Annotated in this window: 18 protein-coding genes; 5 read left to right on the forward strand and 13 right to left on the reverse strand. The window is 65.6% G+C overall.

The genetic code is table 11. From position 1 onward, the window contains the following. The first annotated feature begins 275 nt into the window (after positions 1 to 275). On the forward strand, positions 276 to 1,286 hold the full coding sequence (locus E3T25_RS10105; protein WP_134374045.1) for a diacylglycerol/lipid kinase family protein: 1,011 nt from the start codon (positions 276 to 278) through the stop codon (positions 1,284 to 1,286). 156 nt (positions 1,287 to 1,442) lie between these two features. Here the strand turns inward: E3T25_RS10105 and E3T25_RS17075 are convergent, their stop codons facing one another. The 3 genes from E3T25_RS17075 to E3T25_RS10120 all read right to left on the reverse strand — a co-directional run bounded on the left by E3T25_RS17075 (position 1,443) and on the right by E3T25_RS10120 (position 5,162). Beyond that, on the reverse strand, positions 1,443 to 3,425 hold the full coding sequence (locus E3T25_RS17075) for a DUF2207 family protein (protein WP_194087851.1): 1,983 nt from the start codon (positions 3,423 to 3,425) through the stop codon (positions 1,443 to 1,445). Positions 3,426 to 3,640: 215 nt separating this feature from the next. Continuing rightward, positions 3,641 to 4,558 carry an aggregation-promoting factor C-terminal-like domain-containing protein gene (locus tag E3T25_RS10115; RefSeq protein ID WP_134374047.1) on the reverse strand — a complete coding sequence of 306 codons (918 nt, stop codon included), beginning with the start codon at positions 4,556 to 4,558 and terminating at the stop codon, positions 3,641 to 3,643. 373 nt (positions 4,559 to 4,931) lie between these two features. Next, on the reverse strand, positions 4,932 to 5,162 hold the full coding sequence (locus E3T25_RS10120) for a hypothetical protein (protein WP_134374049.1): 231 nt from the start codon (positions 5,160 to 5,162) through the stop codon (positions 4,932 to 4,934). Positions 5,163 to 5,453: 291 nt separating this feature from the next. Between E3T25_RS10120 and E3T25_RS10125 the strand changes: the two genes are divergently transcribed. Further along, positions 5,454 to 6,839 (forward strand): LLM class flavin-dependent oxidoreductase, encoded by a 1,386-nt coding sequence (locus tag E3T25_RS10125; RefSeq protein ID WP_104099292.1) that lies wholly within the window; start codon positions 5,454 to 5,456, stop codon positions 6,837 to 6,839. 22 nt (positions 6,840 to 6,861) lie between these two features. On the opposite strand, the gene E3T25_RS16770 is transcribed toward E3T25_RS10125, so the two are convergent. Beyond that, positions 6,862 to 7,014, reverse strand: a complete 153-nt coding sequence (locus E3T25_RS16770) for a hypothetical protein (protein ID WP_166785986.1) — start codon at positions 7,012 to 7,014, stop codon at positions 6,862 to 6,864. Between the two features lie 22 nt (positions 7,015 to 7,036). Continuing rightward, positions 7,037 to 7,450 carry a DUF2256 and DUF3253 domain-containing protein gene (locus E3T25_RS10130; protein ID WP_134374051.1) on the reverse strand — a complete coding sequence of 138 codons (414 nt, stop codon included), beginning with the start codon at positions 7,448 to 7,450 and terminating at the stop codon, positions 7,037 to 7,039. A 303-nt stretch (positions 7,451 to 7,753) separates the two neighbouring features. Between E3T25_RS10130 and E3T25_RS16775 the strand changes: the two genes are divergently transcribed. Then, positions 7,754 to 8,581, forward strand: a complete 828-nt coding sequence (locus E3T25_RS16775; protein ID WP_166784784.1) for an alpha/beta fold hydrolase — start codon at positions 7,754 to 7,756, stop codon at positions 8,579 to 8,581. Further along, positions 8,578 to 9,297 (forward strand): esterase/lipase family protein, encoded by a 720-nt coding sequence (locus E3T25_RS10140; protein WP_174843000.1) that lies wholly within the window; start codon positions 8,578 to 8,580, stop codon positions 9,295 to 9,297. Before E3T25_RS16775 ends, E3T25_RS10140 begins: the two co-directional genes overlap by 4 nt. Before the next feature lie 110 nt (positions 9,298 to 9,407). On the opposite strand, the gene E3T25_RS10145 is transcribed toward E3T25_RS10140, so the two are convergent. The 5 genes from E3T25_RS10145 to E3T25_RS10170 all read right to left on the reverse strand — a co-directional run bounded on the left by E3T25_RS10145 (position 9,408) and on the right by E3T25_RS10170 (position 15,096). Then, a complete protein-coding gene (locus E3T25_RS10145) occupies positions 9,408 to 11,129 on the reverse strand; it encodes an ABC transporter permease (protein WP_134374131.1) in 1,722 nt (573 codons plus the stop codon). Positions 11,130 to 11,165: 36 nt separating this feature from the next. Continuing rightward, positions 11,166 to 12,179 (reverse strand): ABC transporter ATP-binding protein, encoded by a 1,014-nt coding sequence (locus E3T25_RS10150; RefSeq protein WP_134374055.1) that lies wholly within the window; start codon positions 12,177 to 12,179, stop codon positions 11,166 to 11,168. A gap of 24 nt (positions 12,180 to 12,203) precedes the next feature. After that, on the reverse strand, positions 12,204 to 13,271 hold the full coding sequence (locus E3T25_RS10155; RefSeq protein WP_134374057.1) for an extracellular solute-binding protein: 1,068 nt from the start codon (positions 13,269 to 13,271) through the stop codon (positions 12,204 to 12,206). A 538-nt stretch (positions 13,272 to 13,809) separates the two neighbouring features. Next, positions 13,810 to 14,289 (reverse strand): hypothetical protein, encoded by a 480-nt coding sequence (locus E3T25_RS10165; RefSeq protein ID WP_134342821.1) that lies wholly within the window; start codon positions 14,287 to 14,289, stop codon positions 13,810 to 13,812. A gap of 27 nt (positions 14,290 to 14,316) precedes the next feature. Next, entirely contained in the window at positions 14,317 to 15,096 is a 780-nt protein-coding gene (locus E3T25_RS10170; protein WP_134374059.1) for a hypothetical protein, read from the reverse strand. Between the two features lie 133 nt (positions 15,097 to 15,229). Between E3T25_RS10170 and E3T25_RS10175 the strand changes: the two genes are divergently transcribed. Next, positions 15,230 to 15,427 (forward strand): P-loop NTPase family protein, encoded by a 198-nt coding sequence (locus E3T25_RS10175; protein ID WP_134374061.1) that lies wholly within the window; start codon positions 15,230 to 15,232, stop codon positions 15,425 to 15,427. Positions 15,428 to 15,472: 45 nt separating this feature from the next. Here the strand turns inward: E3T25_RS10175 and E3T25_RS10180 are convergent, their stop codons facing one another. The 3 genes from E3T25_RS10180 to relB all read right to left on the reverse strand — a co-directional run bounded on the left by E3T25_RS10180 (position 15,473) and on the right by relB (position 16,532). Beyond that, positions 15,473 to 15,934, reverse strand: a complete 462-nt coding sequence (locus E3T25_RS10180; protein WP_134374063.1) for a nucleotidyltransferase domain-containing protein — start codon at positions 15,932 to 15,934, stop codon at positions 15,473 to 15,475. Positions 15,935 to 16,047: 113 nt separating this feature from the next. After that, entirely contained in the window at positions 16,048 to 16,314 is a 267-nt protein-coding gene (locus E3T25_RS10185) for a type II toxin-antitoxin system RelE family toxin (RefSeq protein WP_255453040.1), read from the reverse strand. After that, complete coding sequence (relB, locus tag E3T25_RS10190) at positions 16,311 to 16,532, reverse strand: type II toxin-antitoxin system RelB family antitoxin (RefSeq protein ID WP_104171445.1); 222 nt, start codon at positions 16,530 to 16,532, stop codon at positions 16,311 to 16,313. Before relB ends, E3T25_RS10185 begins: the two co-directional genes overlap by 4 nt. Positions 16,533 to 16,737 lie beyond the last annotated feature (205 nt).

Below are 16,737 nucleotides of genomic sequence, written 5' to 3' on the forward strand. Positions count from 1 at the left end.
GGCTGCGCAGAACCGTTGGTGACAGTACCCGCGCCCCGGGACCCCCGAAAGCGTCCCGGCAGAATCGGCCGGGGTTCAGGAGAGTCTTCCCACCCTGAAGCGAACGAGAGGAACGTGATTTTCGAGCGAAGTGGTGCCAGCATAAGGAGTGGGTCTGCGCCTGGGAAGGGGCGCCCGACTGCGGGGTCGCGTGACAAATGGGCAGCGGCATCCGTCTAGATGAGTGAGAACCCATTGACGGAAGGCACCAGCTTCCACCATCGAACGGACCCCACATGACGAGCACCGATCTGCACCACGACGACCTGACCGATGACGTGAGCGCACCCCGGCTCGCCGCGGTCGTCTACAACCCCATGAAGGTCGACGTCGACGAGCTCCGGGACGCCGTCGAGGCCCAGCAATCGGCCGCCGGCTGGCCGGAGACGCTGTGGTTCGAGACGTCAGCTGAGGACCCGGGGCAGGGACCGGCGCGGAAGGCGATCGAAGCCGGGGCCACCATGATCATCGTGGCCGGCGGCGACGGCACCGTGCGCGCCGTCGCGGAAGCCGTCCACGGCACGGAGTGCGCACTGGCGCTGCTGCCGTCGGGCACCGGCAACCTGCTCGCCCGCAACCTGCAGCTGCCCCTCGCCGACACCGGACTGGCCCTGCAAGCCGCGTTCGCCGGCCAGGACAAGGTGATCGACGTGTGCCTGATCGACATCGAGCGGGCCGACCGGTCGGTCGACCGGCACGCCTACCTGGTGATGGCCGGGCTCGGCCTCGATGCCAAGATGCTCGCGAACACCGACGACGACCTCAAGGCGAAGGCCGGCTGGCTGGCCTACGTGAAAGCCATGATCGCCGTCGGCAAGGACGACAGCGATCTCCGGTTCCGGTACCGGCTCAACGCGAAGCCCGAGCAGGCGATGCGCGCGCACACCATCATGGTCGGCAACTGCGGGTCGCTTCCGGCCAGCATCGAGTTGATTCCCGACGCCGCCCTCGACGACGGACTCTTCGACGTGGTCGTACTGAAGCCGGAGGGCTTCGGCGGCTGGCTGCAAATTCTGTCTAAGGTGCTGTGGGAGAACGGCGTGCTCAGCCGAACGGTATTGGGCCGCAAACTGCGCACCAATGATGTCGACGCGCTCAACTACGCCACCGGCACGAAGCTCGTGCTGCGGCTCAACCGTCCGGAAGAGATCGAACTCGACGGCGACGGGTTCGGCACCGCCGTGGCCTTCAAGACCTGGGTGGATGCCGGTAGCCTCACCCTGCGCGTGCCGAGCGACGCCGCGTAGGCGGCGCGGGGCATCCGTCGCCCTTTCCCGTTCCACTCTGCTCGACGGGCGGGAGGTGCGCCGCTCTGCGGATGGCATGCCACCAGCGAAGCGGCGCGGCACCCGCGCCGGCACGACGGACCACGGATGCGTTGACGGCTGCACACCCGGCAGTCGTCAACGGCCGCCGCCACCGCCTCCGCCACCGCCACCGCCGGAGAACCCGCCGCCGCCGGAGCCGCCGGAGAAACTTCCTCCGCCGCCGGAGTATCCGCCGCCGCTGCTGGAGCTGACGGGAACCGTGGCAGAGGTGAGGACCGAAGCGACCCAACCGTTCATGGCGACGCCGAAGCCGCTCGCGGTGAAGCCTCCCTGCGACACGATCCAGCCCGGCGCCGGCGCCCCGTGCTCGTAGAGCACGACGAGCTCCATCGCCCAGTCCCGTTCGACGCCCCAGAGCACCGCGAAGGGGAGCAGCTCCTCATAGAGCTTGACCAGTTCGACGGTGTCGGGTGTTTCGGCGGCATCCGTCACCGGGCTCGGCAGCGCCCCCGAAGCGACACCCGGCATGGCAGGCATCGTGGCCCGCAGCGCGCCGTCCGGGCTCTGCAGCATGCGGAAACGCTCCTCTTCGGCGAGCTCTAGATAGACCTTCAGTCCCTTGAGGTAGTCGCGCTGATCGGCCCCGGAATCGGTGAGCTGCACCGTGCCCTGGGCGAGGTAGAGGGCCAGGTAGAGGAACAGCGCTGCGATGACGGCGACCGTCATCACCTCGCCGAACTTCGGGGAGCCGTCGATCAGCGCCACCGCACCGAGGACGGCCAGGGCCGGCAGCAGCACGACGGCCATTCCGATGGCGATCCACCTGCCGCCGCGGCCGGTCACCTTGGCCCGCCAGCCGCGCTCGATGACCGACGCTGTCGCGGCGGGGAGGAACGCGCTCAGTTTGGCGGCGAGTGTGCTGTCGGCGACCCCCAGTTCCCGCGTCGCTCCGATCGTCAGGCGGGGGAACAGCGTCTCCAGCAGCTTTCGCTCCTGAGCGTCCACGCCTTCCACGGTCAGCAGCTGCAGCGTGTAGTCGCCGCCGCCGGCGCTGACCGGATAGTCGAGGATGCGCACCGTGCCGCGCACCGCCAGGCTCACAATCTGCGCGGCGATAGCCGTCTTCGACCGATTCGCAAGGTCCCCCGCCTCCAGCAGGTTGTAACCCTTCGGCACGCTGTACTGGGCGATGATGGTGCCTCGGCCGCGGGCGTCGCGCTGGCCGAGTCGGCGACGGATGAAGGCGAGCACGACCCCGAGAAAGCCGACAGCCGCCACCAGGAACAGCAGCCCGGTCGCCGGTTCTCCCCCGCCGTTGTCCGAATCGCTCGCACTGTAGCTGGCCGAGGCCGGCACCGACACGAAGGTGCCGGGTGCAAAGCCGATGGCCACGGTCAGGTTCTGCCGCGGACCGAGACCCTGCACGGACGAGGTGAACAGCTGGCCCGTGGATCCGGGCACTGCGGCATCCGTGGTCTGGCTGATCTCGCACCGGGCGCCGTCGTCCTGGGCCCCGGAATAGCAGGCGGTGTCGCCGGTGAGGAACTCGGCGACGCTCGGGTCGACGTGCACGCGCGCGGTGACGGAGCCGAACGACTGGTCGAACCCGGTGCCGTTGGTGTCCCAGTAGAGCTCGTCGTCGTCGGTGTCGGCGAACGCGCGCACCACGTTCTGCTGCGTGTAGGCGATCGTGTAGGTCTGCTGGCCGCGCACGAACTCATCGGTGCCGAGCGGCACCTCGGTGACGGAGCCCTGGTCATAGGTCTCGAAGTAGACGGGGGCTCCGGTGGCGTCGGTGACCGATTCGACGGTGGTGTTCAGCGGCACCCCGTTGTAGTCGTTGGGGAGGAGGCGCACCATGCCTCGGTTCTGGTCGAAGTTCGGGAACTGCGCCACGAACGTCTCGACCGTGCGCAGGGTGGAGTGCCCGGCGTCGTCACGGGAGAGGTAGTAGTCGGCCTCGAAGGAGGTGAATGTGAAGTCACCGGTGTCTGCCGACGCGGCCAGGGGCGTCCCGACGGCCGGCATCCCGAGCGCGAGCGCCGCCGAAACCGCGAGCGCGGCGATGACCTGCACGAATCGACGTAACGGATGTCTGGCCGGTGCGATCCCGTGCATATTGTCGCTCCCTGTTTCTGCCGGAGCCGGGAGCCTCGATGCGGCGTCGACCGCGCCGAGCCGTGCTGTCCCCACAACATCCGACCTTCGAAGGCTAGTGCAGCACGGGTCCCTTCGGTGCATGCGAACCGACAGCTGAGAGCCCGGCAACGAGAAAACCGGTCGGCCCCTCCACGAGGGGACGACCGGCCTTGTTGCTGCGGGTGATCAGGGCATCAGTACCAGTTGTTGGCCTGCGAGTGAGACCAGGCGGCGCACGGGGTGCCGTAGGAGGAGGCCTTGATGTAGCCGAGGCCCCATGCGATCTGCGTGGTCGCGTTGGTGGCCCAGTCGCTGCCGGCCGTCGCCATCTTGTTGCCGGGCAACGCCTGCGGGATGCCGGTGGCACCGCCGTTGGAGTTCACGGCGTCGTACTTCCACTCCGATTCCTTCTGCCACAGCTGGTTCAGGCAGGAGAACTGGTCGGCGCCCCAGCCGTACTGGGACGCGGCCATGGCCTGAGCCGTGGCGCGCGCGCCGGCAGGAGTGTTGCCGGAGGCCAGCGACTGGGCACGGGTGGCTTCAGCGGCGGCGGCCTGAGAAGCGGCCTCAGCGGCGGCGGCGGCCTCAGCGGCGGCGGCCTCGGCGGCGACCCGATCGACTTCGATCGACGCCGCGGTGACGGCGGCAGTCTCGGCCTTGGTCTGGGCGGTCAGCGAGGTGATCTCGTCGAGAGGGAGGATCTCGTAGCTGGCGAGCGAGCTGGCGACCGCGGCGAGGCTGGAGGCATCCACCTTGTCCTGGGTGGCGGCGATGACCTGATTGGCCTCGTTCAGGGTGATGGATGCCGAGTTGTCGACGTGCGCCTTGGCGACCGCGCGGTAGGCGCCGAGCTGTTCACGGTGCAGGCCGGTGCTGTCGGCGAGTTCGGTTGTGGCCGAGACACGGTCCTGGGTGGCGGAGGCGGACTGACCGGCGAAGCCGGCGCCGACTGCGAGGCCGGTGACGGCGAGCACACTGGTGGCGATGAGCACGATGCGGTGCGGGCGGTTGATCTTGGTGGGGCCGGTGGTGCTGTTGCTGCTGGGAATGCTGTTGCTTCGCTTATTTTGGGCAGCGAATCGGATGCGGATTTCTTCGGGTGTTTCGGGCATGTATGTGCGCTTGACTTCCGTGTTACGCAAGCTCGCACGCGTGCGCGCGCCAACTTACTGGGCATCGGGCCTGCGCTTTCGGGGGACGGCGCAGACGAAACTTATACTCTGTCTCATGTTTCTGAACAAACGCTCAGTATTCTGTGAAAGTCATGGGTAGCCGGGCCGGGACACCGGATTCGGCGGGCCCCGCGCGGCGGCCCTGGTCTCGCTGCGCGCGTGCTGCGCCGCTGCGCCGATGGCGTGCCACGCGCGGAACGGCGCTGCTACCGCGCCCGCGCGGCGCAGCTGCCGCGCGGCGAATGAAGAACGCCGCGGGGATCGCGAACAGCGAGATCACGGCGCCGCACAGGAACGCGGCTGGAGCCCACGATCAGCAGACGAATGGGCCCGGAGCGGTCGGCAGCCAGCCCGCAACCGAGCCGATGCCACCGGATTCCGCATTCAGGTTGCTGAGGCCGTAGACGAGCTTGCCGAAGCCGGGCGGCGAGAGGATGACCAAGACCACGTCGATCCGCGTCTTGCGCGTAGTGGTGACGTTCTTCAGCCCCAAGCCGCCCACGACGAGCACGCTGAGGGTGATCAGGAGCACGAGGTCGAACAATTAGCGCCAGCCGAGCACGCTGAGAATGGCGCCCGAACTGCTGGAGCCGATACAAGGGCGACCGAGAAGACGATGGTCAACAGCAGCGCGAATATGGTCGTCGTGCCGGTGGCCCGTACGACCCAGGCGGCCAGCAGCGTCGGCGGCAGCGTGGCGGTCTCGTGCGCGGCGAGGGATTCAAACCGCGCCGCTCCGGGCGGATCTGCGAGATTCAGCCCGTCGCTCCCCGTGTGTTACGCCAAATGGCGAGTGCTGTGGCGCCGTCAACGACCGCGCCGCAGGATGGGTGGCATGCCCAGACAAATTCGCTTCAACGCTTTTGACATGAACTGCGTCGCGCACCAGTCCTCAGGAATGTGGCGGCATCCGCTTGACCAGTCCTGGCGATACAAGGACCTCTCCTATTGGACCGACCTGGCCAGGCTGCTCGAGCGAGGCACTTTCGATGGCATTTTCATCGCCGATGTGCTCGGAACGTACGACGTCTATGGCGGTTCGAACGAAGCAGCGATCCGGCACGGGGCCCAGGTTCCCGTGAACGACCCGATTCTGCTCGTCTCCGCCATGGCGGCGGTGACCGAGAACCTCGGGTTCGGCGTGACCGCGGGTACAGCGTACGAGCATCCGTACCCGTTCGCACGACGGATGTCGACGCTCGACCATTTGACGAAGGGTCGCGTCGGCTGGAACGTCGTCACCGGTTATCTGCCGAGCGCCGCCCGCAACATGGGGCATGAAGACCAGTTGGAGCATGACGACCGCTACGACGTCGCCGACGAATATCTCGAGGTGCTGTACAAGTTGTGGGAGGGCTCGTGGGAAGACGATGCCGTCATCCGCGACCGGGAGACCGGGGTGTTCACCGATCCGAGCAAGGTGCATGAGATCGGGCATTACGGCAAGAACTTCACCGTGCCGGGGATCCACCTGTCCGAGCCGTCGTTGCAGCGCACGCCGGTGATCTATCAGGCCGGGGCATCGCCGCGCGGTATCGCCTTCGCCGCCGGCAACGCCGAGGCGATCTTCGTGGCCGCTTCGACCAAGTCCGGCCTCACCGCGACCGTGAGCAAGATCCGGGATGCGCTCGAGCAGGCCGGTCGAGACCGGTACTCCGCGAAGATCTACACGCTGCTGACAATCATCACCGACGAGACCAGCGAGAAGGCGCACGCAAAACATCAGGACTACCTCTCCTACGCGAGCGAAGAAGGCGCCCTGGTGTTCATGTCGGGCTGGATGGGCATCGATCTCTCCCGGTATGACCTCGACGAGCCGATCGGCAACGTGAAGAGCAACGCGATCCAGTCGGCGGTGGCAAATTTCCAGGCGGCGAATGATGACGGCTCCGAGTGGACCGTGCGTGACATCGCGAAGCTCGGCGCAATCGGCGGCCTGGGGCCGTTCATCGTCGGCTCACCGGAAGAGGTTGCCGATCACCTGCAGGAGTGGGTCGCCGATACCGATGTTGACGGGTTCAACCTCGCCTACGCGATCACACCCGGAACGTTCGAAGACGTGGTCGAGTTCGTGATTCCCGAGCTGCGTCGTCGCGGGGCCTACCCGGAGGAGTACGTCGAGGGCACTCTACGCAACAAGTTGCACGGGCGCGGCGACCGTCTGCCCGAGGAGCACCACGGAGCCGATTATCGGCTCGGGGTGAACCAATCCGTTAGGTGACGAGCGGCGACCGCCGCTCGCCCTATGCAATCCCCGACTGCACCAGCAGCCGGGGGAAATCCGTGCGGCGGCGACCGGCCAGTTTGAGCACCTGCTCACGCTCGCGCCGCAGCACGACCGACGGCCGCGCGGTGGCGGACGCCAGAATGCGGGCAAGGGTCTCGGGCCACGGCACTCGGTGAGCGCGGGTACTGCGCCTATGTCCGCACCCGCCGCAACCGGATCGGACCCTTCGCCGTCGACGGATCGACCACGGCCCCGCCCTGCATGATCTGCAGGTCACCGCGGGCGACCATGCGGCGTGCGGCGCGTCGGGCCGGCTCCATCAGGTCGTTCCAGCCGTCACCGCCGACCACTTTCGCCGCCTCGGACGGGCAGATCGTGGCATTCGTCGCCCGCGCACTGAGCAGTGTCGCGATAGCCTCTTCCAGCTTGAGGTCGGTCGCCGTGACCCCATGTGCGCGGCAAGTGGTCGAGCAGTACTTCACCGACTCCCAGTTGTCGGCCCACTTCATGCGCCACTCGATGCGCCGCCCACACGAGGCACACGTCTTGTCCGCCCGGTCACGGGCGGGGTCAGAATCGGCGGGTTTTCGTTGACGGTGGGCCATGCCTTCTATCCTGCGGGATGGCGCGGGTCGCCGAGAGCCGCCGAGAGTCGCCGTTTGCGCCGAGCGTCGCCGTTCCAGCGGCGATTCTCGGCAGAATCGGCGACTCTCGGGGCTGCAGGGCGCCGGGCAGGGCGCCGGGCAGGCCGCCAGGCAGGGCGCGCCCGACCCATCGGCGCCGCGGGCGTGACGAATTCGGCCCGCATCCGTCTTATCAGTGACGGATGTCTCAGCCCCCGTGAGCGCCCAGGCCACCCGACACTGCCGGAGGCTAGGATTTTTGCACCTGAACCCGAAGGAAATCCCGTGACGAGCACCGACCGAGCGCGTGTCGAACGATGGCGCGCAGCCGCTGTTCCTGCCCGTAGCCGCAGCATCGAGGTTGATGGGCATCAATTCACCGTGCACTCCCTGAAGAGCACCTCGCCTTCGCCGGACGCGCCGACCTACCTGCTGGTCCACGGCATCGGGGCGTCGCACCGCTACTACCGCCGGGTGCAGAGGAGCCTGGCCGCCATCGGGCATACCCATTCGCTCGATCTGCCCGGATTCGGCGGCACCCGCCGGCCCGTTCGGCCGCTCGCTGTCGAAGAATACGGCGCCCTGCTCGGCCGGCTACTTGATCGACTCGAGGTGCCGCGGGCGGTCCTGGTCGGCCATTCGATGGGCGCCCAATTCGTCACCGAGGTGGCCCGGCAACGCCCCGATGCCGTCTCCCACCTGGTTCTGATCGGCCCTGTCACCGATCCCCGCCGGTCGACAGCCGTGCAACAGGCGCTGGGCCTGACCCGGGATGTGGCCAAGGAGTCGCCGTCGGGCAATCTGATCGTGTTCCGTGACTACCTCGAGTGCGGCCCGCGCTGGTTCTCCACCGAGCTCGTCCCCATGCTCGGCTACCGCACCGACCTGGCCCTTGGCGAGGTGCACTCCCCCATCCTCGTGATCCGAGGCACCAACGACCCCGTCTCGGGCAGCACCTGGTGTGCATCGCTGGCCGCCGCCGCGCCGGACGGGCATGTGTTCGAGGTCGCGGGGCACCGCCACCTGGTGCACCACAGTGCCGCCGTGCAAACCGCCGCCATCATCGAGGGGCACGCCCTGCGGCTTCCGTCGGTCGCGCACCCGGCACAATGATTCGCCGTCTCCTGAACCCCCGTCTGCTGAGTCGCCATCTGCGCGAGGCCTGGTGGTGGCTGCTCGACTATGTCTATGCGGCGACCGGCCAGACCCGTGCGTTCCTCTCCCGCGCCCGGCCCACGGACTTCCGCTCCGGTACCAAAGCCCCGATCGTGATCATCCCCGGGGTGTATGAATCCTGGCAGTTCATGCGACCGTTGATTGAGATACTGCACGGCCACGGGCATCCGGTGCACGTGGTGGCGAAGCTCGGCCGCAACCGGCGTTCTCTGGCGGATGCCGCCGCGACCGTGGCCGCCTACCTCGAGCGGGAGAACCTGAACGGCGTCGTCATCGTGGCGCACAGCAAGGGCGGCCTGATCGGCAAACTGCTCATGACGACGGATGACCCGGGCCGCCGGGTGAGCGGAATGACCGCGATCAGTTCACCCTTCGGCGGTTCCCGCTATGCGCGCTATTGGGTCGTGCCGAGCATCCGTGCCTTCGCTCCCACCAACATGGCCCTGCACGACCTCGGCCTGGACCACCGGGGCAACAACCGCATCACGTCTATCTACGGGGTGTTCGACCCGCATGTCCCCGAGGGCAGTGAACTCGTCGGCGCCCGCAACATCCAGCTCCGGGTCGGTGGGCACTTCCGCATCCTCGGCGACCCGGCGGCCGTGCGGGCCGTGCTCGACGCGGTGACGCATGCCGTGGAGTCGGCAGTCTGACTCCGGGTCGCAGATCGACCTTCGGTCACGCGGGCAAGGCGCTTGGCCTGCCGCACGTGGAGCCTGACCGCTCGGGCTGATGTTCAGCCGCAGGGAGGACTCCGCCCCGACTACTTCGCCGCGACAGTGCGCGCGCGGCGCGTATGGCGCTTCGTCGACGAGCCTCCTCGCCCGTAGACCAGGTACATGGTGAACCCCATGATGATCATGAGAAGCACGGTGTAGACGAACGTGATCGACATGGAGTCGAGGTTGTTCTCCCCCTCCGTGCTGGCCTTGATCGCGACACCGAGGGGTTGGTAGAGCGGGTGATACAGGAACACCGCGGCGTCATAGTCGTCGAGCAGGCTGTTGAAGTTGAGCGCCGTGATCGCAGCCGCGGTCGGGAGAACCAGCGGAACCAGCACCGTGCGAAGGGTGAACATCGACCCGGCACCGAGGATGCGGGCGGCATCCTCGAGCGACTCCGGCACCGACGCGAAAGCCGCTTTGAGCAATCGCAGGGTGAACGGGATCTTCACGATCACGTAGGCGATCAGCAGGAGACTCGTCGTGCCTGTGAGCACCTGGCCGCCGACCATCGCGTTGGGGCGGTCGAACGTCATGACGAGGGCGAGGGCGATGAGAATCGTCGGCAGGATCCAGGGGATGTGCAGCAGGTACTCCAGCGTGACGGTCAACGGGTTGCGGTGCTTCTGCAGCAACCGTGAGACGAACAGCATCCCGCCGACCACGATCACCGACGCCAGCGCGCTGTAGACGACGCTGACCACGAACGGCCGGAGCACCGCGGGCGTGCCGAAGACCGTGGCGTAGTTGTCGAGCGTGAACGAATTCCAGCTGATGCTCCCCGTGACAATGGCACTCGAGTGCACGAAGGAAAACAGCACGATCAGCAGCACCGGCGTCGCGTAGACGACAAAGAGAGCGTAGGCGGCCACGTGCACGGCAGCGTTCGCCACTGGGTTCGGGATTCTCTGTTTTTGCAGCGGGGTCGCCACCTTCGCCACCGAGAAGTACACCCCCGACTTTTCGACCCGGTTCATCATTGCCAGAAGCACGATGGTCGCCAGGCCGAGGATCACGGCGAGCAGCGCGGCGAGGTCACGCGACCCGGTGCTCTTGGAGAAGGTGAGGATCATCGGGGCGATCGTTTGGAAATCGGTGCCGCCCAACACGAGCGGCGCTGTCAGTGCGCCGAGACCGGTCAGGAAGGTGAGAATTGTCACGGCGAAGATCATCGGGCGCAGGGCGGGCAAGACGATTCGCCAGAGGATGCCCATGGTCGACGCGCCCATATTGCGCGCCGCCTCGATGGTCTGGTAGTCGATCTTCGCCAGCGACGATCCCAGGAAAAGCATATGGTTCGTCGTCGTGGCCAGCGTCATCACGACGACGACCGCGAAGTAACCGGAGAACCAGTTCGGGTCGATCTCGGGAAACCAGTTGCGCACGGCGTTGGTGACGAATCCGTAGCGGCCGTAGATGAAGTTGTAGCCGGCGGCGAGCACGATGCCCCCGTAGATAAGGGTGGTGGCGTAGCCGAGCCACAGCATCCGTGCGCCCCGGATCTTGAAATAGTCGGTGACGAGAACGATGAAGATGCCGACGGCATTCACCGTGACGGCCAGCGTGGCGGCCAACGCGAAGCTGTGCCAGAGGCTGTTCATCGCACGTTCGGAGCTGACCAGTTTCTCGACGGCCCGAAAGCTGAACTGACCCTCCGGGAAGAAGGTTCTGATAAGCAGGTTGGCGTTCGGGAAGACCAAAAACGTCGCCACGAACCACAGCGTCACCAGGGTGATGATGACGACGAACGGGGATCGGAACATTGAAGCCCACGACGAAGTGCGCACGGATGTTCTCCTTTAGTACTGCAGGATCGACGACGGGTCGATATACAGTCGCGCCGCAGAACCCGGTTCGAGCGCAGATCCGCCGCCCTCGGGCACCAGAGCACGAATGCTGCTGCCATGACTGTCGATTGTGTAGGTGCTGTGCGAGCCGTGGTAGGAACGGCCGGCGACAACGCCATCGAGCCGGATCGCATCCGTGTTGCCTGGGGGCGCCTGCAACGACACCTTCTCCAGGCGCAGGTACGACGTTTTTGCTGGTGCGAGACCGGTGCCACCGCGCTGGCGCAGCTGGTGCACGACGTCGCCCGAGAGCTTGTTCATCGCACCGACGAAGGTACAGACGAACTCGGTGCCGGAGCGGTTGTAGATCTCCTCCGGGGTGCCTACCTGCTCGACCACACCGTGGTTGAACACGGCAATCCGGTCGCTCATGGTGAGCGCCTCTTCCTGGTCGTGCGTGACGTACACCGTGGTGATGCCGAGTTCCCGCTGCAGGTTCTTCAGCTGTTCGCGCAGCTGCACGCGCAGCTTGGCGTCGAGATTGGAGAGGGGCTCGTCGAGCAGCAGGATGCGCGGCTTGAGCACGAGGGCCCGGGCGATGGCGACCCGCTGCTGCTGGCCACCGGAGAGTTCGGACACGTTCTTCGCGAGCTGCTCCTCGCTGAGCTCGACCTGAGCGGCGATCTCGTCGACGAGCAGCGCCGTCTCGGCCTTTCTGGTCTTTCGCACCCGCAGGCCGAACGCGATGTTCTCCCACACGCTCATGCTGGGGAACAGCGCGTAGTTCTGGAAGACCATGCCCACGCTGCGTTTTTCGCTCGGCAGCCGGGTGGCCACCTTCCCGTCGATGTAGATCTCACCCCGGGACGGTTCGATGAACCCGGCGAGCGTGCGCAGGGCCGTCGTCTTGCCGCACCCGGAGGGCCCGAGCAGGGTGAAGAACTCACCCTGCTCGATCTCGAGGGTCAGGTCCGGGATGGCGATTTTCTCGCCGAAGCTCACTTCGACGTTCTCGAATCTGATCATGACTGTTCGTGCCCGGGCCGAGACTTAGGGCAGGTACTCGAGCTCGGTCTTCTCGACCCACTCGGAGATGCGTTCGCGGGTCAGCGACCAGTCGATGTCCTGCTTGGGGAGGGACTCGATCAGTTCGACGACCTCCGGAAGCGCCTCGGCGCGAGCCTTCTCATTCACCGGGTAGGACGCGAATTCGGCGGCGAACTCGCCCTGCACCTCGGCTCCGCCGAACCAGTCGATGAACTTCTCGGCCTGGTCCTGGCGCGGCGTGCCGTTGATGACCGCGATCTGCTCGGTGACGTAGGGGACACCGTCTTCCGGGCTGATCACGCCGGTCTTGGTGGCGTATTCGGCGTCGCGGCTGGTGATTCCGCTGCTCGGGAGCACGCCGTAGTCGACCTCGTCGCGGGTCAGGCGCGCATACAGGTCGGTGCCCTCGATCGCTGGTGAACCGTGCTTGTAGTAGTCCTGCACCTGCTTCCAGCCGGCATCCGAGATGCCCAGGTCGCCCTTCTCGTCGGCATAGGGCGCGAGCATGCCGGCGAGAACCAGTTGCGGGGTGGCCTGGCCGAGGCTGGTGTTCACTTCGTATCGGCCGTGGTATTCGGCGCCGTCCCACAGGTCGCTGACCTGTTTCGGGGCGTCTGCGCTCGTCACGGTGTTGGTGTCGTAGACGGTGACGATGGCCTGTTCCACGAGGGGCCAGAACGCCCCGTCCTTGGCGTCACCGGCTTTCTTGTCGACATCCCCCGACCACTCCGGCGTGTAGGCGGTGACGGCATCCTCTGCCTTCAGCGTTTCGAAGAACATATTGTTCAGGCCGAAGACGACGTCGCCCACCGGGTTATTCTTCTCGGCGACGATGCGGTTGGCGAGGTCGGCCCCGCCCAGCCCCACGATCTCGATCTTCATCCCGGCCTCGGCGGCCTTGGCGGTCACCCATTCCCCACGCCCATCCGAATTGCTGTTCGTGTAGACGATGAGGGTTCCGGAAGATTCCCCCGACGACGCCCCGCCTGCCGTGCTGCTGCATGACGCCAACGCGACGGTGCCCAGAAGCACGGCCGCAAGAGTGGCCGCTGTGAGAATGCGCTTGTTCAATTGTGAGTCCTTTTCTGGGCCGCGAGAGGGCAGATGGCCACTCACCGACCGAATCAAGTTTTAGCAACGGTTCATTCACACTAAGTCGCAGAAAATCCAGCCCCAGGCCACCTGAACGAAAGTTCGCCTTGCGTTAACTGGCTGTACTGACGCCGTTGGAAGCGATGCCGCAGTTGACGTCTTGCGCACGCAGCTGATGCCGAAATGTCCCGGGTTTAACTTGGCGCTCGTTCCCCGAAGCAGGCCCAGGCGCACTAATGCCAACGCGTCACGCGGCCCCGGCCTCGGCAGGGCCGACCTCCCCGAGATAGCCCTTCGACCATACGTAGAGCAAGAGCACACGATGGGCTCAGACCGCGATCGAACCACGATTGCTCGCGAGAGCGATGGACCTGCTCGCAAAGAATGACCAGGACTGGCAGCATGCCTCCACCCTCAATCCGCAGATGAAGCGCATGGACCCGTCATTCCAGGAACGAACGTTGGGATTCCGGCCCTGACCACCCTGGTCGACGTTCAGTCGACCAAGCACGTCTGGTCAGCAGAGGGTCTCGTCGAACGCCACTATTGCCGCGGCCAGGGAGGCCGATTGGTAATCCTCGATCAATGCAGACGCCGTAGTATCCCGCAGGTTTGTCACTTCAGCCGTGGGATTCGTGATGGCGGAGGTAAGTTGCAATAGCTGCTTGAGATCGGCCTGAGTCTTCGGTGTTCCGGAACCAGACATCGCCAGGGCAAGGTTGCAGGCGGCTCGCACATCGCTGTCACCATAGGCCTCGATCTGCTCGAGCCAACGGGCGGCATTCTTCTCCGCGGCAGCAGAACCGCCTCCTACGATGAGTTCGGTCTCGTTTGCAGATCGGCCGAGAATGCGCCCCAGATCATCCAGGCTGCTCGTGCCACTCCGAGCGCAACTGGCGCCCGTGAGGAGAAAGCCAGCAAGTACGAGCGCCAAGAACGTCCGGGCTGAGGCGTGCGGCCCCCTGGCCGATGGTAAGCGGATGCTGTCATGTGTCATGTCGATCCCACTCCAGTCAGATGCGATTCAAGCTCCTGGTTTCTCCGGCGGCGCCGGTGTTCGCTCTGTGGCCAGGCCGTCCGAAACGGGTCCGGAACCCGGTTTTACGACGCCGGCTCCCGCTCCGGCAATCGGCACCCGTGTCGTCTGCATTTCCCGCTCTAGCTCAATCTTTGAACGAGTCAGCTCGGCGTTTGTCTGTAGGTCTTGTACGGCTTGAACCCCCGAGGTAGCGGCCCGCTGCCCGAAGTAGAAGCCGACGATTGCGATGACGACCGTCGACAGTGTGGCGAAGATCGTCTCGGCGAAGTCAGTGCTTGCGCCAGAAGCCGGCGCCAGCACCACATCGTAGGTGCGCCCGGTCCCGTCGGCGGCGCCAGCCTCGGCAACATTGAAGCTGATGACGCGTTCAGACGGAAAGCCCGCGAGTGTGCTTTCCGAAACTCCGGTGGATTTCGCGCCCCGCGATTCGCGCAAGCTGAGCTGACTGAACAGGTAGATCGACGAAAACGCGAAGAGGAGCAGAAGCAAGAGCGCAATCACCGCGCTGATGCTGCCGTTCGGAAGATTGAGCGCACCACGGTTTGCCGTGCCATCCATAACTCGGGAAATCCAGGCCACCAGCGTGAGCAGGACGAGGAGCGCTGATAGTCCGAGGAGGATCCAGACGGTGAGCGCGATCTCGGCCGGTACACCCACAGGCTGCTGAGCAAGCACTGTGATCAGAACCGTCAGAGCGGCCAGGACAACAGTGAGCACACCGCCCGTGACGTAGAGGGCGGTGTTGCTCGATTCGCTTGCGCCCACTCTCGGCATCATCACAGCTCCCATCCGAATCGTTGCACGCAACATACACCTGGGACTCAGGTAGCGCTCATCTGAACGTGGCCCGGCACACTGAGACACGGGCGGTCTTCGCCTCAGTGTTGTTGTTGGCATCATGCACCCCGAGTTCAAGCAGGTGCTGCTGCCCTGGATCACCGAACGCCTGATGTTCCCGGGCGTCACTGGAGCGGGGTGGACCGATTCGCAGATCGAACGCGACGAGCGCGACCGCCGCAAACTGTTCGTGGGCATCACCCGAGCTCGCGACGAAGTGTGGGTCGGCTGCATCGCGGCGCAGGGATCGTCTGCGTGACCTACCCAATCCCCAGCTGCACCGGCAGCGGAAAGTGATCACGCGTTACTCATACACGTCCCGACGATGGCCGACGGTGACCACGACCACCACGAGGATGTCGTTGCGAATGATGTAGATGATCCGGTAGTCACCCACCCGCACCCGATAACCGAGTACGAGCCCGGCCGCATCGAGAAGGGAAGCGTCGGGGGCGAAGGTGACGAGAAGGTCGATGTCGCTGCCGGCGGCATCCGTGCCCTGGGCGATGCTGCCGAAGACTCGCACGGCGCCGGCACCGCGGTGGCCGGCCAGTTCGAGCACACGGCGCCGCTCGCGCGCCAGCACGAGAGACGGCCGCTCAACGGCGGCAGCCAGGATGCGAGCGAGAGTTTCCGGCCGCGGCTGCACCCGACCAACCTCGTAGGCGGAGCGGTTGGGCTGCGGAACTCTGGCACGAAGGGCCAGCTGGCTCTGCGAGAGATTGGCCCGTAACCGAGCCTCAAGAATCCGGGTGGACGCACTCATGCCGAGACTAAAGCTGGAGGCCGTGCGAACGAGTTGATCGCAACCACGCCCCACGCTTTTTTGAATCACCGCAGACAAATTTGATGCGATCCCGAACCCCACCCACGGTTGGTTCAGTATGCGTTTTTGCGGTGGTCGACGTTTACGGCCAGGAAGACCAGAGTCTCGTCCATGATCTGAACGAGGACGCGGTAGTCCCCTACTCGGTATCGCCACACGCCGGAGTGGTTTGCGGTCAAACCCTTCCCGCGTTGGCGAGGATCGTCGAGACGTTCGACGTCCTCGAGGTATGACAGGACTCGTCGCTGCACAGCGCGGTCCAGCTTCCTGAATTGGCAATCGAACTGCTCGGTGGTCTCAACGCGCCACCGGGCGATCACAGCTCAGACTCGGCTTTCAGCGCCGAGAGCGGCCGGGAGCGGCGGCCTGCGGCTTCAAAAGCGTTCAGCGATTCGTCGGCCGCAAAGGCGTCCTCCAGATCGGTCAAGTGCTCGCGGAGGGCAGCTCGAACGTAGAAGCTCTTCGAACGCCCCGTGCGCCTGGACAGCTCCTCCAGCCGCTCCTCTTCCTCGGGGGTGAGACGGATTGAGATCGTCACGCTGCCACCTTCCAAAGTAAGACATGTTTACAAAATGATACATCCGTCCTGAAATTGCGTCCAGCCTCAGCCTCAGCCTCAAGCCCAATAGACCCGACAACGCTTTGCATTCCTATCCAATGCGCACGCCGAGGCTCGCCCTGGTCGAAGCTGGCCTTCGCCGGCAGTGGGAAGACGCGCTCGGCGGGAAGCATCGAGCACTCCT

The sequence above is a fragment of the Cryobacterium sandaracinum genome (assembly GCF_004403415.1).
GTDB classification, from domain to species: Bacteria; Actinomycetota; Actinomycetes; order Actinomycetales; family Microbacteriaceae; genus Cryobacterium; species Cryobacterium sandaracinum.